General features: G+C 69.8%; 17 protein-coding genes. 7 read left to right on the top strand and 10 right to left on the bottom strand.

Translation table 11 applies throughout. The features are described 5' to 3' along the window. Positions 1 to 162: 162 nt before the first annotated feature. A complete protein-coding gene (locus ACZ6Z4_RS22960; protein ID WP_465567970.1) occupies positions 163 to 600 on the bottom strand; it encodes a T6SS immunity protein Tdi1 domain-containing protein in 438 nt (145 codons plus the stop codon). A gap of 262 nt (positions 601 to 862) precedes the next feature. On the opposite strand from ACZ6Z4_RS22960, the gene ACZ6Z4_RS22955 reads away from it, so the two are divergent. Further along, positions 863 to 1171, top strand: a complete 309-nt coding sequence (locus ACZ6Z4_RS22955; protein WP_465567967.1) for a hypothetical protein — start codon at positions 863 to 865, stop codon at positions 1169 to 1171. 4 nt (positions 1172 to 1175) lie between these two features. On the opposite strand, the gene ACZ6Z4_RS22950 is transcribed toward ACZ6Z4_RS22955, so the two are convergent. The 4 genes from ACZ6Z4_RS22950 to ACZ6Z4_RS22935 all read right to left on the bottom strand — a co-directional run bounded on the left by ACZ6Z4_RS22950 (position 1176) and on the right by ACZ6Z4_RS22935 (position 2862). Next, positions 1176 to 1547 carry a hypothetical protein gene (locus tag ACZ6Z4_RS22950; protein ID WP_465567965.1) on the bottom strand — a complete coding sequence of 124 codons (372 nt, stop codon included), beginning with the start codon at positions 1545 to 1547 and terminating at the stop codon, positions 1176 to 1178. Positions 1548 to 1564: 17 nt separating this feature from the next. Then, a complete protein-coding gene (locus tag ACZ6Z4_RS22945; RefSeq protein ID WP_465567962.1) occupies positions 1565 to 2005 on the bottom strand; it encodes a hypothetical protein in 441 nt (146 codons plus the stop codon). Continuing rightward, positions 2002 to 2331 (bottom strand): nucleoside triphosphate pyrophosphohydrolase family protein, encoded by a 330-nt coding sequence (locus ACZ6Z4_RS22940; protein WP_465567959.1) that lies wholly within the window; start codon positions 2329 to 2331, stop codon positions 2002 to 2004. Before ACZ6Z4_RS22940 ends, ACZ6Z4_RS22945 begins: the two co-directional genes overlap by 4 nt. A 216-nt stretch (positions 2332 to 2547) precedes the next feature. Then, a complete protein-coding gene (locus ACZ6Z4_RS22935; protein WP_465567956.1) occupies positions 2548 to 2862 on the bottom strand; it encodes a hypothetical protein in 315 nt (104 codons plus the stop codon). Between the two features lie 204 nt (positions 2863 to 3066). On the opposite strand from ACZ6Z4_RS22935, the gene ACZ6Z4_RS22930 reads away from it, so the two are divergent. Together ACZ6Z4_RS22930 and ACZ6Z4_RS22925 are read left to right on the top strand one after the other, a co-directional pair. After that, positions 3067 to 3846, top strand: a complete 780-nt coding sequence (locus ACZ6Z4_RS22930; protein ID WP_465567953.1) for an ABC transporter ATP-binding protein — start codon at positions 3067 to 3069, stop codon at positions 3844 to 3846. A gap of 2 nt (positions 3847 to 3848) precedes the next feature. Beyond that, positions 3849 to 6305 carry an ABC transporter permease gene (locus ACZ6Z4_RS22925; RefSeq protein WP_465567950.1) on the top strand — a complete coding sequence of 819 codons (2457 nt, stop codon included), beginning with the start codon at positions 3849 to 3851 and terminating at the stop codon, positions 6303 to 6305. 47 nt (positions 6306 to 6352) lie between these two features. On the opposite strand, the gene ACZ6Z4_RS22920 is transcribed toward ACZ6Z4_RS22925, so the two are convergent. After that, a complete protein-coding gene (locus ACZ6Z4_RS22920; protein ID WP_465567947.1) occupies positions 6353 to 6700 on the bottom strand; it encodes a VOC family protein in 348 nt (115 codons plus the stop codon). Further along, positions 6700 to 7512 (bottom strand): methyltransferase domain-containing protein, encoded by an 813-nt coding sequence (locus tag ACZ6Z4_RS22915; protein WP_465567941.1) that lies wholly within the window; start codon positions 7510 to 7512, stop codon positions 6700 to 6702. The genes ACZ6Z4_RS22920 and ACZ6Z4_RS22915 overlap by 1 nt, the downstream gene beginning before the upstream one ends. A 94-nt stretch (positions 7513 to 7606) precedes the next feature. On the opposite strand from ACZ6Z4_RS22915, the gene ACZ6Z4_RS22910 reads away from it, so the two are divergent. Beyond that, positions 7607 to 8104: a MarR family winged helix-turn-helix transcriptional regulator gene (locus ACZ6Z4_RS22910; RefSeq protein WP_465567939.1), complete on the top strand. Its 498-nt coding sequence runs from the start codon at positions 7607 to 7609 to the stop codon at positions 8102 to 8104. 428 nt (positions 8105 to 8532) lie between these two features. Here the strand turns inward: ACZ6Z4_RS22910 and ACZ6Z4_RS22905 are convergent, their stop codons facing one another. Both ACZ6Z4_RS22905 and ACZ6Z4_RS22900 read right to left on the bottom strand, forming a co-directional pair. Next, positions 8533 to 10356 (bottom strand): ABC-F family ATP-binding cassette domain-containing protein, encoded by a 1824-nt coding sequence (locus tag ACZ6Z4_RS22905; RefSeq protein ID WP_465567936.1) that lies wholly within the window; start codon positions 10354 to 10356, stop codon positions 8533 to 8535. Positions 10357 to 10382: 26 nt separating this feature from the next. After that, positions 10383 to 12332, bottom strand: coding sequence for a GTP-binding protein (locus ACZ6Z4_RS22900; protein ID WP_465567933.1), 1950 nt, complete (start codon positions 12330 to 12332; stop codon positions 10383 to 10385). Positions 12333 to 12586: 254 nt separating this feature from the next. Between ACZ6Z4_RS22900 and ACZ6Z4_RS22895 the strand changes: the two genes are divergently transcribed. The 3 genes from ACZ6Z4_RS22895 (at position 12587) to ACZ6Z4_RS22885 (ending at position 15860) form a co-directional block, all read left to right on the top strand. Next, on the top strand, positions 12587 to 13909 hold the full coding sequence (locus tag ACZ6Z4_RS22895; RefSeq protein WP_363665504.1) for a hypothetical protein: 1323 nt from the start codon (positions 12587 to 12589) through the stop codon (positions 13907 to 13909). Positions 13910 to 14079: 170 nt separating this feature from the next. Then, the gene (locus ACZ6Z4_RS22890) at positions 14080 to 15489 is read left to right on the top strand and encodes a class I tRNA ligase family protein (protein WP_465567930.1); all 1410 of its coding nucleotides are present in this window, start codon (positions 14080 to 14082) and stop codon (positions 15487 to 15489) included. Further along, complete coding sequence (locus ACZ6Z4_RS22885; RefSeq protein ID WP_465567927.1) at positions 15486 to 15860, top strand: avidin-fold protein; 375 nt, start codon at positions 15486 to 15488, stop codon at positions 15858 to 15860. The genes ACZ6Z4_RS22890 and ACZ6Z4_RS22885 overlap by 4 nt, the downstream gene beginning before the upstream one ends. On the opposite strand, the gene ACZ6Z4_RS22880 is transcribed toward ACZ6Z4_RS22885, so the two are convergent. Next, a complete protein-coding gene (locus ACZ6Z4_RS22880; RefSeq protein ID WP_465567924.1) occupies positions 15848 to 17239 on the bottom strand; it encodes an alkaline phosphatase PhoX in 1392 nt (463 codons plus the stop codon). The genes ACZ6Z4_RS22885 and ACZ6Z4_RS22880 overlap by 13 nt on opposite strands. Positions 17240 to 17323 lie beyond the last annotated feature (84 nt).

Raw genomic sequence — 17323 nt, 5'->3', positions numbered from 1 at the left:
CCTGGGTTCGGGTGCGCGTGCTTGCGCGCGCTTCTTGTGCGCGGCGACCCGCGGGCAAACACAGTGACCTCCACGCCAACCGCACCGCGAACCATCGTCCGCCAGGTGATCTGCAACAGCCTCAAGCCACCAATCGCGGGAGCGGCGACTGCTCCCACGCACCTAGCCTCCGTCCACCCCGGCGACGGGCGTCCCCTCCGGTAGTCCCGTGGCTAGCCGGATCAACTGACTCATCAGCTGCCAGTAGACGTTCATGTCGACCAGCTCGAGATTGGTGACGACGTCCGCGCCACCGAGGAACAACGGCGTGACGTACCCCACGCACTCGCTCCCATCGGGCGACGGCGCACCCGTTCCCAGGTACTCGGCGAAGAAGCCGGTCGCGAGGGCGGCGTCGTCGTACTCGACGAACTCCTGGTCGTGGATGTCGGCGAACGGCACCGGGATCTCCAGGACCTCACGGGTGCCCGGCTCGAACATCAAGCTCGTCGCCGACTCATCGCTGCCGGTCGCGCAGAACTGGCGGCCGAGCCAGTCGTACCCGTACGGCGTCGTGTGGCGCGGTGCCGCCGGGAAGGCGATGCGCAGATGCTGCTGCATGACCTCCGCCGAAGCATCGGTGTGTAACCGGTAGAGCCCACCGCCGAACGAAAGACCCCCTCCAGCGCTCCGCAGCGAATCTGGCGTCCGGTCACATCCCGGACGGAGGCTGCCGTCGCCGTCGGGCGGGTAAGCCTGAAGGAAGCGCTCGAGCATGACGCCCAGCATGCCAGCCCGTGGCGGCGTAGCTGGAGAAACCTGAGCCGCGCGCATCGCCTGAATGGCTTTGCTCGGGCGCAGGCCGCGACGTCATCCTGTCTGTGTGGTCGACGACGACGGATACACACGCTGCGAGGTCTGTAGCCTTCAATACAAGCCTGGTCAGCCGGCGGATGAGTGGATCGAGGTCACCGTCGAGCGAGACGGCCGCTACGCCGCGCCGGACTTCTGCTCGCAGGAGCACGCTGCCCAGTGGTTCTCCGAATCCCTGCCGGCGTTCGAACCGCTCACGATCATGAAACCGACGTTGCATGACCGCCTCACAGACATCGGCGTCGCCCTGCCGTTCGGTGCGGTGGCCGTACTCGCGGGAATCGGCGTGTGGACAGCCATCGGGTGGATCTGGCCGTGACGGCTCAGGCGAGGTGTTCCTGGTTGTCGTTCCACTTGATGTAGTCCGGCTCAGGGTCGGTCTCGAAGCGCCTGGCGTTGATCGTCGTGGCGCCGGCCAACCAGGCCTTGGCGATTCTGTGGCCGCCGTCCATCGAGCGCCCGTCGGCGGACAGGATGACGGGGTACGTCAGATCGGCGTTCTGGATCCGGCCCGCGTGTTCGGCGACCATGCGGCAGGTGACGGCGCGGCCGCCGAACCAGCAGTCCTGGTCGAACTCTGCGATCGCGTCGATCGGGACGGGCTCGACCGGGAGGTCTGCAGCGAAGTGCCAGAGGCGTTCGGTGGTGAAGAAGGCGCGGCCGCCGGGGACGGGGCGGGAGTGTTGTTCGGGCATTGCAGCATCTTCGTGGGTCAGAGGCCTTCGGCGTACGCCGTGCGGATGCTGTCGCCGTAGGCATCGTCGGCCAGCGCGCTGAGATGGGCCTCGCCGAGGGCGTAGTGCCGGTGCGCGTTCGGGAGGTCGCCGAGGCGGTGATAGTCGACGGCGAGGTTGAGGTGGAGGGACGGGAGGAGGGCGTTCTTGCCGCCGGGGTTGCCGCGGGCGAGGGCCTGGGCGTCGGTGAGGGTGTCCATCAGGGCGAGGGCGCGGAGGTCCCAGGCGAGTTCGTCCTCGGGGGTCTCCTGGACGTCGGCCAGGGAGTGGGCGAGGAAGATCTGGAGGTACGGGTCGTCGCTGCGGTCGACCTCGGGGACGAGGGATTCCAGCAGGGTCTTGGCTTCGGGTGAGCGGCCTTGTTCGCGGAGGGCGATGCCGTCGCGGATCACGCCGTACGCCGGGGAGTCGGTGCTCATCGGTTGTCGCCGCTGCCGCCGAGTACGGCGCGTTGCTGGCGGTCGGCGAGTTTGGCGATGTTGCGGCGGCCCACCTCTTCGAGGGGGATGTCGAAGTAGTCGGCGAGGACTGCCAGGTACCAGAGGGTGTCGCCGAGTTCCTTGGTGAGGTCCTCGGTGTCCCACTGGGTGAAATCGCTGCCCCGGTCGCGGACGATCTTCTTGGCCTTCTCGGCGATCTCGCCGGTCTCGCCGACCAGGCCGAGGAGGAGCTGGAAGACCTCGTTGGGCTTGTCCTTCGGGGCCGCCGTGCGGAGGGCCAACTGCTGGTACTCGTTGAGGTCCACGAGGGTCAGCCTAGGAGGAGTTCGGCGAGAGGCCGTACGACGTCAGCCGGGTAGAGGCCGAGGGTGGCGAAGTCTGCGGGCTCGGCCCAGAGCAGTTCGTAGCTGTCATCGGCATGGTGAGCGAGAGCTTCGGGGGGCTCGCCGGGTTCCACGTGGCCGCCGGGGAGTACGGCGTACGAGTGACCGGGGCAGGTGGGCCCGGTTCGAGCCGCTTCGCTAGCGGCGGTGCGTGAGGGCGAGGAGGAGGACGGCGACCGTCACGCCGGTGGGGACGGCACGCCTCCGGAGGACCGAGCGGTTGCCCTCGCTGCTGAGGAGGGACCAGCGGGAGCGGGCCGAGAGGGCGGAGCCCACGGAGAGGACCGAGCCGGTGGAGAAGGCCGACAGCGTCGAGCCGACCGAGCCGATCGACAGCGCGGAGCCGACCGAGCCGATGCTGAGGACCGAGCCGGCCGAGCCGATCGACAGGACCGAGTCGCGGCTGGCGATCGAGAGGAACGAGTTGTTCGACCACAGGGAGAGGGCCTTCATGGCGCGAGTGTCGCACACGGCCGGGGACGGCATCCAGACGCCGAGGTCCAGGAAAAGACTGTTGTGTAAGGCAAACACTGCCGGCGTACGACCACAGTCGTACGCCGATTGCATGCCGTGGTCCGACGTGACGGCGCCAGGAAATCACTAACTTCTGGAGGGTGCCGGGAACCACCCCGGCACCGAATGCTCCAGAGGAGAACGATGACCATCCAGACCGGTGAGCTGCCGCTCGGGCGTTTGCCGCAGGACGCCGCCACGAAGACTGCGATCCGGGCGCACGAGCTGCGCAAGGTGTACGGGCAGGGTGACACCGCGGTGGCGGCCCTCGACGGGGTGTCGGTCGACTTCGGGGTCGGGCGGTTCACGGCGATCATGGGGCCGTCGGGATCCGGCAAGTCGACGCTGATGCACTGCCTGGCGGGGCTGGACACGCCGACCGGTGGGCAGGTGCTGCTCGGGGACACCGAGCTGACCACGCTGCCGGACGCCGAGCTGACGCGGATTCGCCGGGACCGGATCGGGTTCGTGTTCCAGTCGTTCAACCTGCTGCCGATGCTGTCGGCCAAGGACAACATCCTGCTGCCGCTCGAGCTCGGCAACCGCAAGCCCGACCAGCAGTGGCTCGGCACGCTGGTCGACGTGCTCGGCCTGCAGGACCGGCTGACGCACCGGCCGTCGGAGCTGTCCGGTGGTCAGCAGCAGCGCGTCGCGGTCGCCCGTGCGCTGGTCGGCCGTCCGGAGGTCGTGTTCGCCGACGAGCCGACCGGAAACCTGGACTCCCGCTCGGGCGCAGAGGTCCTCGGGTTCCTGCGGCGCAGTGTCCGCGAGTTCGGGCAGACCGTCGTGATGGTCACCCACGACCCGCTCGCGGCCTCGTACGCCGACCGCGTGGTCTTGCTCGCCGACGGCAAGCTGGCCGGCGAACTGCTCGAGCCGACGCCGGAGAGCGTGCTCGGCGCCCTGCGGCAGCTGGGGGCCTGACCGTGCGACGCTCCATCCTCTCCTCGCTGCGCGCCCACCTGGGCCGCCTGATCGCCGCCTGTCTGGCGATCGTGCTGGGGGTCGGTTTCGGCACCCTGGCCCTGTCGGTGCACGCGTCGGCGTCGCACGGGATCGACGAAACGATCGGCAAGGCGAACGCCGGTGTCGACGCCGTCGTCGAGAGCGACCGGCGCTCGATCGAGCCCAAGGACGTCGCCGCGGTGCAGAAGCTGCCGCAGGCTTCGTCGGTGGTCGTCGACACCGGCGCCTACCTGCAGATCCAGTGGGCCGGCCAGGTCCGCCCGAGCTACCTGCCGATCAAGGCGCTGTACGACACCTCGAAGATCGCCGGGCCGAAGACCAGCTCCGGCCGGCTGCCCACGAGCAACCTCGAGATCGCGATCCCGGCCCGCACCGCCGAGAAGAACAAGGTCGCCCTCGGCAACAAGCTCCAGCTCAGCTCGTACGACGAGAAGCGCTGGACCGTGACCGTGGTCGGCATCCTCGACGACTCCACCAGCTTCGGCACCGGTGACGCCGTGGCGACGCCGCAGGCGGTGAAGATCTTCGAGCCGCAGGGTTACGTGAACCAGATCAAGCTCAGCGCCCAGCCCGGCACCGATCAGGCCGCGCTGGCCGCGGCGGTCGGCAGCGTCGTACCGGGGCTGCAGGTCTACACCGGTGAGGGCTGGATCGACCACGAGGTGAAGAGCTTCACCAACGGGATCGACGTGCTCGGTGGTGTGTTCGGCATGTTCGCCGTGATCGCGCTGTTCGTCGCCTGCCTGGTGATCGCGAACACCTTCACGATCGTGATCGCCCAGCGGACCCGCGAGATGGCGCTGCTGCGCTGCGTCGGCGCGTCCCGCCGGCAGGTGTTCTCCTCGGTGCTGGCCGAGGCCTCGGTGGTCGGTCTGGTCGCCTCCGCGATCGGTGTCGTGGTCGGGGTGGCGCTGTCGGCGCTCGGCCTGGCGCTGTCCCGCGAGTTCGACCTGGAGCTGCCGCCGATCAGCCTGCACCTCGACCTGGTGTCGATCTTCGCGCCGCTGCTGCTCGGTACGGTCGCGACCGTGCTGGCCGCGATCGTCCCGGCCCGCCGGGCCACGAAGGTCGCCCCGCTGGCGGCCCTGCGTCCCGAGGCCGCTCCCGCGGCGGCGTCCAAGCGCGGTGTCGTCCGGCTGATCCTCGGCTTCCTGCTCCTGGCCGGCGGCGGGTTGTTGCTGGCGGCAAGCGCTGCGATGAGCCAGGTGGTGATCGGTGTCGCCGGCGGCGTGATCTCCTTCGTCGGTGTCCTGGCGATCGGCTCGCTCCTCGTCCCGGCGCTCGTCCGGTTGCTCGGCGCGCTCCCGGCCCGCAAGGGCGGCGTACCGGCTCGGATCGCGGTCGCCAACGCGGTCCGCAACCCGCGCCGTACGGCGGCCACCACGTCGGCGCTGCTGATCGGGGTGACTCTGATCAGCCTGACCTGTGTCGGGATCGCGTCGGTGCGCAAGACGTTCGACGTGACGATGGACGGCGAGTACCCGGTCGACCTGACCGTCCGCACGTACGACGAGAAGCTGCCGGTCGGCGCGGAGCAGCAGTTGCGCGACATCAAGGGCATCACGCAGGTGGTCCCGATCCGGTCCGTCGACGTGAAGACCGGCGACCAGGTGCTGACCATCACCGGGGTCGACCAGACCCGCGCGGGCTCGGTCATCCACAACCCACAGCTGGCCGCGCAACTGCGGCCCGGCGTCGCGCTGCTCGACCTGCAGACGATGCGGATGCTGCAGCTGTCCGACGGCTCCGACATCACGCTCGTTGCCTCCGGCCACAAGGTGACGCTGAAGGCGCAGCAGGCGGCCGGGCTGGAACCGATCACCATCACCCAGGGCGATCTGCAGAAGCTCGCACCGGCCGCCGCGATCTCCGGGTTCTGGCTGGCCAGCGACCCGAAGGCCGACGGCCCGGAGGTGATCGACGCGGTGCAGCAGTCGCTGCCGTCGGTGAAGGTGCTGAACGTCGACGGCGGTCTGGCCGAGCGCAGCGCGTACACCCAGGTGTTCGACGTTCTGCTGATCGTCGCGGTCGGTCTGCTCGGGGTGTCGGTGCTGATCGCGCTGGTCGGCGTCGGCAACACGCTCAGCCTGTCGGTCCTGGAGCGCACCCGGGAGAACGCGTTGCTCAGGGCAATGGGTCTGACCCGGCGCCAGCTGCGCGGCATGCTCGCGGTCGAGTCGTTGCTGATGGCACTGGTCGCCGCCGGGCTCGGGATCGTGCTCGGGCTGGTCTACGGCTGGACCGGTACGGCGGCCCTGATGAGCTCGCAGACCGACGGCAAGGTCCAGTACGCCGTACCGGTGACGCTGCTGGTCACGATCGCGCTGGTCGCGGCGATCGCCGGCCTGCTCGCCTCGGTGCTCCCGGCCCGCCGGGCCGCGAAGGTCGCTCCGGCGGGGGCGCTGGCGACCGAGTGAGCTGGTGGCGGCCGGGGTTCAGAGGGGAGCTCCGGTCGCCGCCCAGGTCAGACGATCTCGACCCGGTTCCCGTGGCCGTCGGCGGTGTGAAACCGCCGCCGGCCCGGGATCGTCTCGTTGTCCCAGGTGATCGGGTAGCCGAGCCCTTCGAGCTTGGCCGCCAGGGCGTCCAGGTCGTCGACCGCGAACGCCGGGTGCGCCTTGCGGGCCGGGCGGAAGTCCTGCTCGACGCCGACGTGGATCTCGGCCGAGCCCTCCCGGAACCAGCAGCCACCCCTTGCCGCGAGCAACGGTGGCTTCGCGATCTCGGTCAGCCCGAGCGCGTCGCGGTAGAACGCGCGGGCGACCTCCTCGCCACCGGGCGGGCAGGAGACCTGGACGTGGTCGAGGCGCATCAGGCCTCCTTCTGGGCGACGGCGAAGATCCGCCGGAACGGGAGCAGCGTGCCGTAGTCGCGGCGCGGGTAGGCCTCGGCCAGGCGCGCGCCGTACTCGGTCTCGAACTGTGCGCGCAGCCCGTCCGGCAGCGACTGCAGGACCGGCCGGGCGCCGGTCCCCTTCACCCACTCCAGCACGGCGTTGTCGCCGGGGAGCAGATGGCTGTACGTCGTCTCCCACGCGTCGACCGTGCACCCGAGCCCGCTCAGCACGTCGACGTACTCGGCCGGTCCCGGTACGTCGGGACGCAGCGACTTGCCGGCGGCGTACTCGGCGTACGGCGGACGCCCGGCCAGCTCGCGGAGGATCGCGTGCGAGGGGGCGTCGCCGTTGCCGGGGATCTGGATCGCGAGCCAGCCGCCGGGGCGCAGGGCGCGGACGAACCCGGGCAGCAGGTCGAGCTGCTCGGGGATCCACTGCAGGGTCGCGTTGGTGACGATCACGTCGACCGACTCGTCGGGCGCCGACCACTCGCGCAGGTCGCCGACCTCGAAGGTCAGGCGGGCCGAGCTGAGCTTCTGCGCCTCGGTGATCATCTCGACCGAGCTGTCGACGCCGTGGACCGTTGCCGAGGGCCACCGGTCGAGCAGGCCGACGGTGAGGTTGCCGGGGCCGCAGCCGAGGTCGAGCACCACGGCCGGGGCGTCGGCACCGGGCCGGTCCTCGCCGCGGATCAGGCCGATCCGGGCGATCAGGTCCGCGAAGGGGCGGCCGCGCTCCCCGGCGTACTTGCCGTACTGCTGCGGGTTCCACACCGGCGAGGTGCGCATGCTGGGCTCCCTGTCACTAGGTCTCTTGACATCGAGATACTTTACGCTCAGGCATTGTCTTGATGTCAAGAGTCTTGACGGATACTCTCGATCCATGAAAGACGAGGTCGACCGGCTGATCGAGGCCTGGCGCCGCGAGCGGCCCGATCTCGACGTGGCGCCGATGGAGGTGCTGTCCCGGGTCACCCGCCTGGCGCGGCACCTGGACCGCGCCCGCAGTCACGCCTTCGCGACATACGGGCTGGAGTCCTGGGAGTTCGACGTGCTGGCGGCGCTGCGCCGCGCGGGCGCGCCGTACCAACTCTCCCCCGGCCGGCTACTCAAGGAAACCCTGGTCACCTCGGGCACGATGACGAACCGCGTCGACCGGCTGGCCGCGCGCGGCCTGGTCGAGCGGCTACCCGACCCCGCCGACCGGCGCGGGGTCCTGGTCCAGCTGACCACCGCCGGCCGCGACTCCGTCGACGCGGCGCTGGCCGACCTGCTCGCCCACGAGCGCACGCTGCTCGCCGCGGTCACCGACCGGGACCAGGCCAAGCTGGCCCGGCTGCTCCGCGAACTGGTCGGTCCGTTCGACCAGGAATCACACTGACCGGTAACCACGGAAACCGCCGCGAATTGCGCCGGAATAATCCGAAAAGACCGCGCGTCACTTAATACCTGTTCCGATCGTTGCTAGTTGCAACCGGATCGTGAAGGTGCTGTAGCAGACCACTGTCGACACTGAGTGACCATGCGCACTAAGGTCCTCACTGTCGGTACGTTTTCGGCTACACATCGTTGCGAACAAGGTGTCTTTCGGCGGCAAGAGGTGGTCTGCCGAAGGAGGTCGGTGGTGTCCGGGGCTCGGGGCCCGGACAACGACGACCACAACGGGGCCCGCTCACCCAAGGGATCGCGGCGTACCTCCCAATCACAGGGGATGGGAGAGTACGCCGCGATTTCCCGTGGTCAAACATTTGATCATGTATACAGTATTTAAATGCATTTCCGGCCCGCTCCCGAGCACGCCGACAACGCCTAGCTCTCGGCGCGTTCGGCGGCTTCCAGCCAGGCCAGCTCGAGCTCTTCGCGTTCCTCGGTGAGTTTGCGCAGCTCGGTGTCCAGCTCGGCCAGGCGGCCGTAGTCGCTGGCGTGGGTGGCGAGCTGGTCGTGCAGCTTCTTCTCGGTGTCGGACAGCTTCGAGAGCTGGCGCTCGATCCGGTTCAGCTCCTTCTTCGCGGCCCGGGCGGCCGCCGCGTCGACCGGCGCGGCCACGGCCGCGGTCGGGGCCGGAGCCGCAGGCATCGACGCCGGAGAAGGCGCACTGGCCACGATCCGGCGCGCGGGACCGCCACCGGACTCCAGCTCGTCCAGGTACTGCTCGACGCCGCGCGGCAGGTGCCGGACCTTGCCGTCGCCCATGATCGTGTAGACCATGTCGCTGACCCGCTCCAGGAAGTACCGGTCGTGGGTGACCACCACGACGACGCCGGGCCAGCTGTCGAGGAAGTCCTCCAGCACGGTCAGCGTCTCGACGTCCAGGTCGTTGGTCGGCTCGTCGAGGATCAGCACGTTCGGCTCGTCGAGCAGGATCCGGAGCAGCTGCAGCCGGCGGCGCTCACCACCGGACAGGTCGCTGATCCGCGTGGTCAGCTTGTCGCCGGTGAAGCCGAACCGCTCCAGCAGCTGCGACGACGTCAGCTCGCCGCTGTGCCCGGCCAGCGCCGCCGTACGGCGGATGTCGGTGATGTGCGCGAGCACGGTCGACTGGCCCTCGACCTCGTCGAGGGTCTGCGAGAGGTTCGCGATCCGGACCGTCTTGCCCTGCTTCACCAGACCGGAGTCCGGCACGAGCTGGCCGGTCAGCACCTTCAGGAACGTCGTCTTGCCGGCGCCGTTCGGGCCGAGCAGCCCGATCCGGTCGGCCGGGCCGAGCCGGAAGGTGACGTGGTCGAGCATCACCCGGTCACCGAACGCCAGGCTCACGTTCTCCGCGTCGAACACGTCCTTGCCCAGTCGCGACGTCGCCAGCTGCGACAGCGCGAGCTTGTCGCGCGGGGCCGGCTCGTTCTCGATCAGGGCGTTCGCCGCGTCGATCCGGAACTTCGGCTTCGACGTCCGGGCCGGTGCGCCGCGACGCAGCCAGGCCAGCTCCTTCTTCAGCAGGTTCTGCCGCTTGCCTTCCATCACCTGCTCGGCGCGCGACCGCTCGGCCTTGGCCAGCACGTACGCCGCGTAGCCGCCCTCGTACGACGAGACCCGGCCGCCCTGCACCTCCCACGTCTCGGTGCAGACCGCGTCAAGGAACCACCGGTCGTGGGTGACGACGATGAGCGCGCCGGCCCGGTCCACCACGTGCGCGGCGAGCCAGTTCACCGCCTCGATGTCGAGGTGGTTGGTCGGCTCGTCGAGGACCAGCAGGTCCACGTCGGTCAGCAGCAGCCGGGCCAGCGACGCGCGGCGGCGCTCGCCACCGCTCAGCGTGCCGATCAGGGCCTCGTGGTCGATCTCGCCGAGCAGGTGCTCCATCACCGACCGGGCCCGCGGGTCGGCGGCCCAGGTGTAGGTCTCGACATCGCCGAGCACGGCCTTGCTGACGGTCAGCGTCGGGTCGAGGTCGTCGCTCTGGCCGAGGTATCCCAGCCGGAGGTCGCGGTTCTGGGTGACCCGGCCGTCGTCGGGCTCCTGGGTGCGGGCCAGGAGCTGCAGCAGCGTCGACTTGCCGTCCCCGTTCCGCCCGACCACGCCGACCCGGTCGCCCCGGCCGACGCCGAGGCTCACCTTGTCGAGCAGAAGCCGGGTTCCGAAGCCTTTGGAGACGCCTTCGAGATTGACCAGATTGGGTGCAGGGGTGGCAGCCATAACCGCCCCAGCGTACGGGATCGGTACTACAGCTGATTCAGATGCACCAGGTACTCCTTCTGGTTCAGCGGGTTGCCGTCGGTGCGTGGGCGGGTCGGTGGCGGGCCGGGGAACGGCCGGAAGGAGTCGAAGGTGGTGAGCAGGATGCCTTCGCCGTGGGTGAGGCCGGGGAGCTGGGACTCGAAGGTGTGCACTCGGGCGGCGGGGATGAGGCCGGTGAGTTGAGCGTGGCTTGGGGTGATCTGAGTGGTTTCGACCGTGGCGTGGGACTCGGCCAGGCGGCCGAGGATCGGGGAGACGGCATCGGGCGGCAGGTCGAGCTCGAAGTGGTTGACCGGCTCCAGCACGGTGGTGCCGGACTGGGCCAGGGCCTCCATCAGCACCGGCGGGACCAAGGAGCGGAAGTCGCCGGCGGTCGAGGTGACGGAGGAGTAGCCGGTGCGGGTCAGCTCGATCCGTACGTCGTCGACCTCCCAGCCGTAGAGTCCTTGGAGCAGGGTCTGCCGGACGGTCTCCTCGATCGCGGTGTGGAAGGCGCGCGGGAGACCGCCGAGCTCGACGCCGAGGCGGTAGTCGACGCCCGCGCCGGGCTCGGCCGGACCGACGCGGAACCCGACCGTGGCGATCCAGGGGTTACCGGGCTCCCCCATTTCCCGTACGGCGGAGCCGACACCGATCGGGTGCTCCTGGTGGATCGGGCGGGTCTGGTCGAAGGTGACGTCCAGCCCGTACTCGTCGGCGAGCAGGCTGGCGATCACCTCCTTCTGGACTTCGCCGTACAGGCTGACGGAGATCTCGTCGTCCTGGCGGACGCGGATCAGTGGGTCCTGTTCAGCGAGCTGCTGAAGGGCCTGGAAGAGCTTGAGGCGGTCCTTGGCCCGGACGACGGTTTCGAGGGTCGGTGGCGCGAAGAGCCGGCCGCCGCGGTCGCTGGGGGAACCGAGCTGGTCGCCGATCTGGATCTCCTTGAGGCCGCGGAGCGCGACGATGTGACCGGCCTCCACAGCGTCGACCCGCTCGGTTCGCCCGTGGGAGAAGAGCGCAAGAGAGGAAGGCTTGGCGGAGTAGGTCGCTCCGGAGGGCGAGCCGCCTCCGGCGGCCGCCGGGCCGGCCCGGTGGATCACCGTCTGCTCGCGGGCGCGCAGCGTCCCGGCGAAGACGCGGGCGGAGGCGATCTTCTCCCCCACCGGTCCGCGCTCGACCTTGAAAACCGTTGCCCGCAACGGGTCGTCCGCCGCAGAACTTGCTCTTGGCAACAGACTGGTGATGCCCTCGACCAGCGGGTCGAGACCGTCGCCGGTGATGGCCGAGCCGAAGTACACCGGATGCACGACCGCCGCCCCGACCTGAGCAGCAAGCTCAACCTGCTGAGCGGCAGGAGTCAGGTCGTCCGCCAGATACCGCGCCAGGTACGCATCGTTGCGCTCGGCAAGCACCTCGTCGATCGACGGATGCCCCACCGGGTACGGCGTGAAGCGCGCCGCGCGCGTCCCCAACGCCTCGACCTCGCCGAGCGGAATCACCGCCGGTGTCAGCAACCGCCGGACATCGGCCAGCAGTTCGTCGTACCGGGCGCCCATCCGGTCGATCTTGTTCACGAACAGCAGCGTCGGAATCCGCAGCCTTTGCAGCGTGCGCATCAGCAGCCGCGTCTGGACCTGCACCCCCTCGACCGCGGAGATCACCAGCACGGCGCCGTCCAGCACCGAGAGGGCGCGTTCGACCTCGGCGATGAAGTCGGAGTGTCCGGGGGTGTCGATCAGGTTGACCGTCGTCCCGGCGAGCTCGAACGAGACCACCGCGGAGCGGATCGTGATGCCGCGGCGGCGTTCGAGGTCCATCGTGTCGGTGCGGGTGCTGCCGGCGTCGACGCTGCCGAGGCGGTCGATCACGCCCGCCGTGTGCAGCAGCCGCTCGGTCAGGCTGGTCTTGCCGGCGTCAACATGCGCCAGGATTCCCATCGTCAGTGTGCTCAAAGGTCCCTGCCAAGGTTTCGATCCATCGGGTGGTGATGGGGTGGATCGAAAGTCGGCGCATCAGGGTCTCCTTCTCACAGGACAAACGTTTGACGAGCGTAACGCCGGGACAACACCGGGCGCAGCTGGTTTTCCAGCCCTTCCGAAGTAGTTGCCGCGACAAGTACCCTGCCGCCCACACGACCGCCCAGGTCTTGTTTGAAACACTTCGCGGAACAAGGGTTCTCGGGCGTCGTGGACACGAGGAGTTCCCGATGTCCCTGACGGACGACTATCTCCGGGCGGCCGCCGATCGCGGCCCGAAGGCCAGTGCGATCCTCGCCGCGGCCGCCCCCGAGCTCGACGCCACCACCTACCTCGGCCGCTGCCTGAGCCGGCCGACCTTCCTCGAAGCCGAGCCGTACCGGCAGCTGGTCGCGGATCTCGACCTGCTGCACTCGGCGCTGACCCGGCTTCCCGAACGCGTCTTCGGCGGCGACCTCGCCGAGTTCGCGCGCACGGTCGGGATGGCCGAGACCCAGGTCCGGGCGATCTCCCGCGGCCGCGGTCCGGCGCCGAGCCGGATGGGCCGCGCGGACCTGTACCGCGACGCCGACGGCTTCCACCTGCTCGAGATCAACATGGGCAGCACCGTCGGCGGCGTCGACAACCCGGTGCTGAACGCGGCGATGCTGGAGCACCCGTTCATCGCCGACTTCGTCAAGAGCAACGAGCTCGAGTACGCCGAGACGATGACCGAGGTGGTCCGCACCATCGTCACCGAGGCGAAGGTGCCGACCGGCGTCCGCCCGGTGATGGCGATCGCGGACTTCCCGGACAGCTACCCCGACCTGGAACGCCAGCTGCACAAGAGCGCGCAGATGCTGGAGCCGCTCGGGATCGACGCGATCCCCTGCCCGGTCGACGCGCTGGAGTACCGCGACGACCGGATCTGGCTGGGCGACCGCGCGATCGACGTGGTGTTCCGGCTGTTCATGATCGAGGACGTGCTCAAGCCCGGCGCGGTCGAGCTGCTCGAGCCCGTACTGCAGGCCGCCGAGCGCGGGCACGTGTCGATCTTCACGCCGCTGGACGCCGAGCTGTACGGCAGCAAGGGCGCGCTCGCGCTGCTGTCCGACGAGGCCTACCGCGACCGCTACCCGGCCGACGAGCTGGCCGCGCTGGACCGGATCCTGCCGTGGACCCGGATGGTGCGCAGCGGTCCGGTCACGGTCGACGGCGTACAGACGGACCTGGAGCAGTACGCGCTCGCGAACCGCGAGGAGCTGGTGCTCAAGCCGACCGCGCTGCACGGCGGTGACGGTGTGCTGCTCGGCTGGCTGACCGACGAGGCCACCTGGGCGGCCAAGATCGGCGAGGCGATGGACAACCCGTGGGTCCTGCAGCGCCGGATCCGGCCGGTCCCCGAGGTCTTCCCGACCGACGACGGCAGCGAGGAGTGGCTGCTGACCTGGGGCGCGTTCCTGGTCGCGGACGGACTCGGCGGTTTCCTGATCCGCGGCTCGCAGGAACTGGACGGCGGCGTTGTCAACATGGCCACCGGCGCCACGGCGACCTGCTGCTTCCACCAGCGCTGATCCTCAAGCAAACGACCGCTTCAGAAATCGAGGCCGGAAACCCTGGTGAACAAGGGTTTTCCGTCTCGCCTCACGCGCGCGCACGGGAGTAACGTCGCGGACTGCGACCGGCCCGGTGGCACCTGTCACCAGGCCGGTCACAGCCCCCGGCCGCTGCTGTGAGGAGTCGTATGAGCACCTCGACGAGAACCGGCGCCACCGTTGTCATCGTCCCGCCCGCGACCGCGAACGGCCCCCTGCACGTCGGCCATCTGTCCGGCCCGTACCTGGCCGCCGACATCGCCGCGCGGGCCGCCCGGGCCCGCGGCGAACGCGTCGTCACCACCGCCGGCTTCGACGTGCACCAGAACTGGGTGCTGACCCGCGCCGAGAACGAGGGCGTCGACGTCGAGAAGCTGGCGGCGGCGTACCGGAACGAGATCGTCGCCGCGCTGGACGCCGCCCGGATCCAGTACGACGTCTTCCTGAACCCGCAGAGCCCGGAGTACCAGTACGGCGTCACGACGCTGGCCGCCGACCTGACCGACGCCGGGCGGTTCCCGCTGCGTGAGCTGGAGCTGCTCGCCTGCGAGGACTGCGACCGCACGCTGCACCAGTCGTACGTCGTCGGCGAGTGCGCTTGGTGCGGCGCCGAGGCGGCCGGCGGTGGCTGCGAAGGCTGTGGCGGCTACACGTCGGCCGAGAACCTGGTCGGCCCCCGGTGCAACCGGTGCGGTGGCGAGCCCCGCCCGTTCCTCGCCACCGTGCCGGTGCTGCCGATGGAGGACTACCGCGACGAGCTGGTCGAGATCTGGCTGCGCGCCGAGCTGCCCGAGCGGGCGCGCCGGATCGTCTCGCACTACCTGGAGCACCCGCTGCCCGACGTACCGATCGCCTACCCGACGAACTGGGGTCTGCGCGGGACCGGGCCGCACGAGGGTCTGCGGCTCGAGGTGTACGCCGAGGTCGGGCTGAGCACCGTGTACGGCGTCGCGCAGTCGCTGCGGCCGGGCGCGCTCGGCCTCGAGGCGACCGCGGAAGCGTGGTCCGAGGTCGCGTCGCTGTGGCACTTCAACGGGATCGACAACGGGTTCTACTTCGCGCTGTTCTGGCCGGCCGTGTACCTGGCCGCGGGGGTGCCCGCGGACGCGATCGGCGGCGCGCAGGTCAACGAGTTCTACACCCTCGACGGGCAGAAGTTCTCGACCAGCCGCAACCACGCGATCTGGGCCAACGACTTCCTCACCGACGAGGACGTCGACATCGTCCGGCTCTACCTGGCCTGGGACCGGCCGGACCGGTTCGCCAGTGATTTCACGCTGTCGGCGTACCGGGAGTTCGAGGCGTACGTGCGGCCGCTGCTGGACCGCGCGCGGGCCTCGGCGCCGCCGGCCGATCCGGCAGGCGACAAGCTCCGTGGGCCCGACCCGGCCGGCGGCGCGCTGCCGGCTGCTCTGGCGGCAGCGGACGTGACGCGCGGGGTCGCGGCGCTGGAACCGCGGCGGTTCGACCCGGCGCTCGCCGTACGGGCCGTGCTGACCGGGCTGGCGGCGAGCGCGCCCGGTGCCGAGATGCTGCTCTCGATCCTGACCGGCCGATGAGCGTGGACTACGACGGGCGCGTGTTCCGCCCGCTGAACAACCCGCCGGGCTCGCCGACCGGGCTCTACCGGCAGCGCGGGAACCTGATCTGGGCCGAGTTCGGCGGCGGCCGGCTGCACTTCGGCCGGCTGGTCGGCACCTGCGACGAGGGTGGCACCATCACCGCGACGTACTGCCAGCTGGCCACCGACGGATCAGTGACCGCCGGCAGCCTGCACAGCGTTCCCGGCCGGACCGCCGAGGGGGTGCTCACGCTCACCGAGCACTGGCACCGCCTCGACGGCTCGAAGGGGATCTCGGTGATCGAGGAGGTCGACGCCGCACTGGCGCCGGCCTCCCCCACCACCATCGAGGTCGCTCAGCCGAGGTAGTCGCGCCAGGGACCGGTGATCGCGAAGGTGATGCCCGGGGTCTGCATGTTGACGAAGAGCACCTTGCCGTCGTCGGAGAACGTCGGGCCGGTGAACTCGGAGTCGTTCAGCATGTTCCGCGCGATCGCGTACGTCGGGCCGCCCGGCACCGAGCTGAGCACGTGGCTGCTCTGCAGGCCGTCCTCGGCGAGGATCAGCGAACCCCACGGCGTGACGGTCACGTTGTCCGGAGCGTCGAAGTTGAAGTCGTTGTACTTCGCCGCGGAGCCCTGGTCGGCGGCCGGGTTGGCCGGGAAGTAGGTGACCAGCTGGATGGTCTCCTTCTCGTAGTTGTAGAACCAGACCATGCCCTCGTGCGGGACGCCGTCGGCCGGGATGTCGGTGGTGCCCATCTTGGCGAACGAGTTCACCACGTACACGCCGTCGTGGGTGCCGTAGACGCCCTCGAACTTCTTGCCGCGGGTGACCTGGCCGTCGGTGAACTGCTTGCGGGTGGACACCGAGACGGCGTCGCGGTCGGGGACCTTCACCCAGGCCACGCGGAACGGACGCAGCAGCTGCGCCGACGTCAGGTACGCGACGTCCGGGATCGGCTTGCCGTCGTCACCGAGGATCGCCATCGCCTCGAGCGTGCCGAAGTCGACGTCGGCCAGGTCCTTCCAGCTGCGCTGGTCGAGCCGGTACTTGCGCGGGCCGGTCCACCGGTAGAACAGGCCGTTCGGGCCGGAGGCGTCCTCGGACAGGTAGATGTGCTCGCGGTCGTTGTCGATCGCCAGCGCCTCGTGCGCGTAGCGGCCGAGCGCCTTCAGCGGGACCGGGTTCGCGGTCTTGCCGTCGCCCCAGACCTCGAAGACGTAGCCGTGGTCCTTCAGGCGGGAGGTGCCGTTGGCCTTGCTCTCGGTCTCCTCACACGTCATCCAGGTGCCCCACGGGGTCGGGCCGCCGGCGCAGTTGGTCAGGGTGCCGGAGATGCCGACCCACTCACCCTGGTTCTTGCCGTTGCGGTCGACCGAGATGACGGTGCAGCCGCCGGCCGCGCCGACGCCCGCGTCGTACACGGTGCCCTTGATCTGCGGGACACCGAGCGGGTCGTTGCCGCCGATCTCGTGGTTCTGGATCAGCAGGTAGTCGTGGCCGTCGGAGAACGCGGCGGTGCCGTCGTGCAGGCCCGGCGTCGGCTGGCCGCTCTTCAGCTTGGTCTCACCGGCGCGGGTGACGATCGTGTACTTGAAGCCCGGGGGCAGCGCCAGCAGACCCTTCGGGTCGTCCATCAGCGGCGGGAACGGCTTGTTCTGCGGGAACGTCCCGCCCTTCTCCTGGGGCGAGGCCTGCGCCAGCGACGGCACGGCACCGACAGCGGCGAACCCGACCCCACCCACAGCTGCTCCACGCAGCACTGCACGACGATCTAAAGACATGGCGACCTTTTCCTCAAACCCGATGGCGCTCCCCACGCGCCCTGA

This window comes from Kribbella sp. NPDC104740 (assembly GCF_055583505.1).
The sequence above is the reverse complement of the archived record's forward strand: the minus strand, read 5'-3'. Positions and strand labels throughout refer to the sequence as shown.

What these genes read in the sequence shown, in the direction of transcription:
- ACZ6Z4_RS22920 (WP_465567947.1), bottom strand. Translation starts at nt 6,700, where the DNA reads ATGCGCCTCGACCACGTCCAGGTCTCCTGCCCGCCCGGTGGCGAGGAG.
- ACZ6Z4_RS22910 (WP_465567939.1), top strand. Translation starts at nt 7,607, where the DNA reads ATGAAAGACGAGGTCGACCGGCTGATCGAGGCCTGGCGCCGCGAGCGG.
- ACZ6Z4_RS22890 (WP_465567930.1), top strand. Translation starts at nt 14,080, where the DNA reads ATGAGCACCTCGACGAGAACCGGCGCCACCGTTGTCATCGTCCCGCCC.
- ACZ6Z4_RS22960 (WP_465567970.1), bottom strand. Translation starts at nt 600, where the DNA reads ATGCAGCAGCATCTGCGCATCGCCTTCCCGGCGGCACCGCGCCACACG.
- ACZ6Z4_RS22885 (WP_465567927.1), top strand. Translation starts at nt 15,486, where the DNA reads ATGAGCGTGGACTACGACGGGCGCGTGTTCCGCCCGCTGAACAACCCG.
- ACZ6Z4_RS22895 (WP_363665504.1), top strand. Translation starts at nt 12,587, where the DNA reads ATGTCCCTGACGGACGACTATCTCCGGGCGGCCGCCGATCGCGGCCCG.
- ACZ6Z4_RS22930 (WP_465567953.1), top strand. Translation starts at nt 3,067, where the DNA reads ATGACCATCCAGACCGGTGAGCTGCCGCTCGGGCGTTTGCCGCAGGAC.
- ACZ6Z4_RS22945 (WP_465567962.1), bottom strand. Translation starts at nt 2,005, where the DNA reads ATGAGCACCGACTCCCCGGCGTACGGCGTGATCCGCGACGGCATCGCC.
- ACZ6Z4_RS22935 (WP_465567956.1), bottom strand. Translation starts at nt 2,862, where the DNA reads ATGAAGGCCCTCTCCCTGTGGTCGAACAACTCGTTCCTCTCGATCGCC.
- ACZ6Z4_RS22950 (WP_465567965.1), bottom strand. Translation starts at nt 1,547, where the DNA reads ATGCCCGAACAACACTCCCGCCCCGTCCCCGGCGGCCGCGCCTTCTTC.
- ACZ6Z4_RS22905 (WP_465567936.1), bottom strand. Translation starts at nt 10,356, where the DNA reads ATGGCTGCCACCCCTGCACCCAATCTGGTCAATCTCGAAGGCGTCTCC.
- ACZ6Z4_RS22915 (WP_465567941.1), bottom strand. Translation starts at nt 7,512, where the DNA reads ATGCGCACCTCGCCGGTGTGGAACCCGCAGCAGTACGGCAAGTACGCC.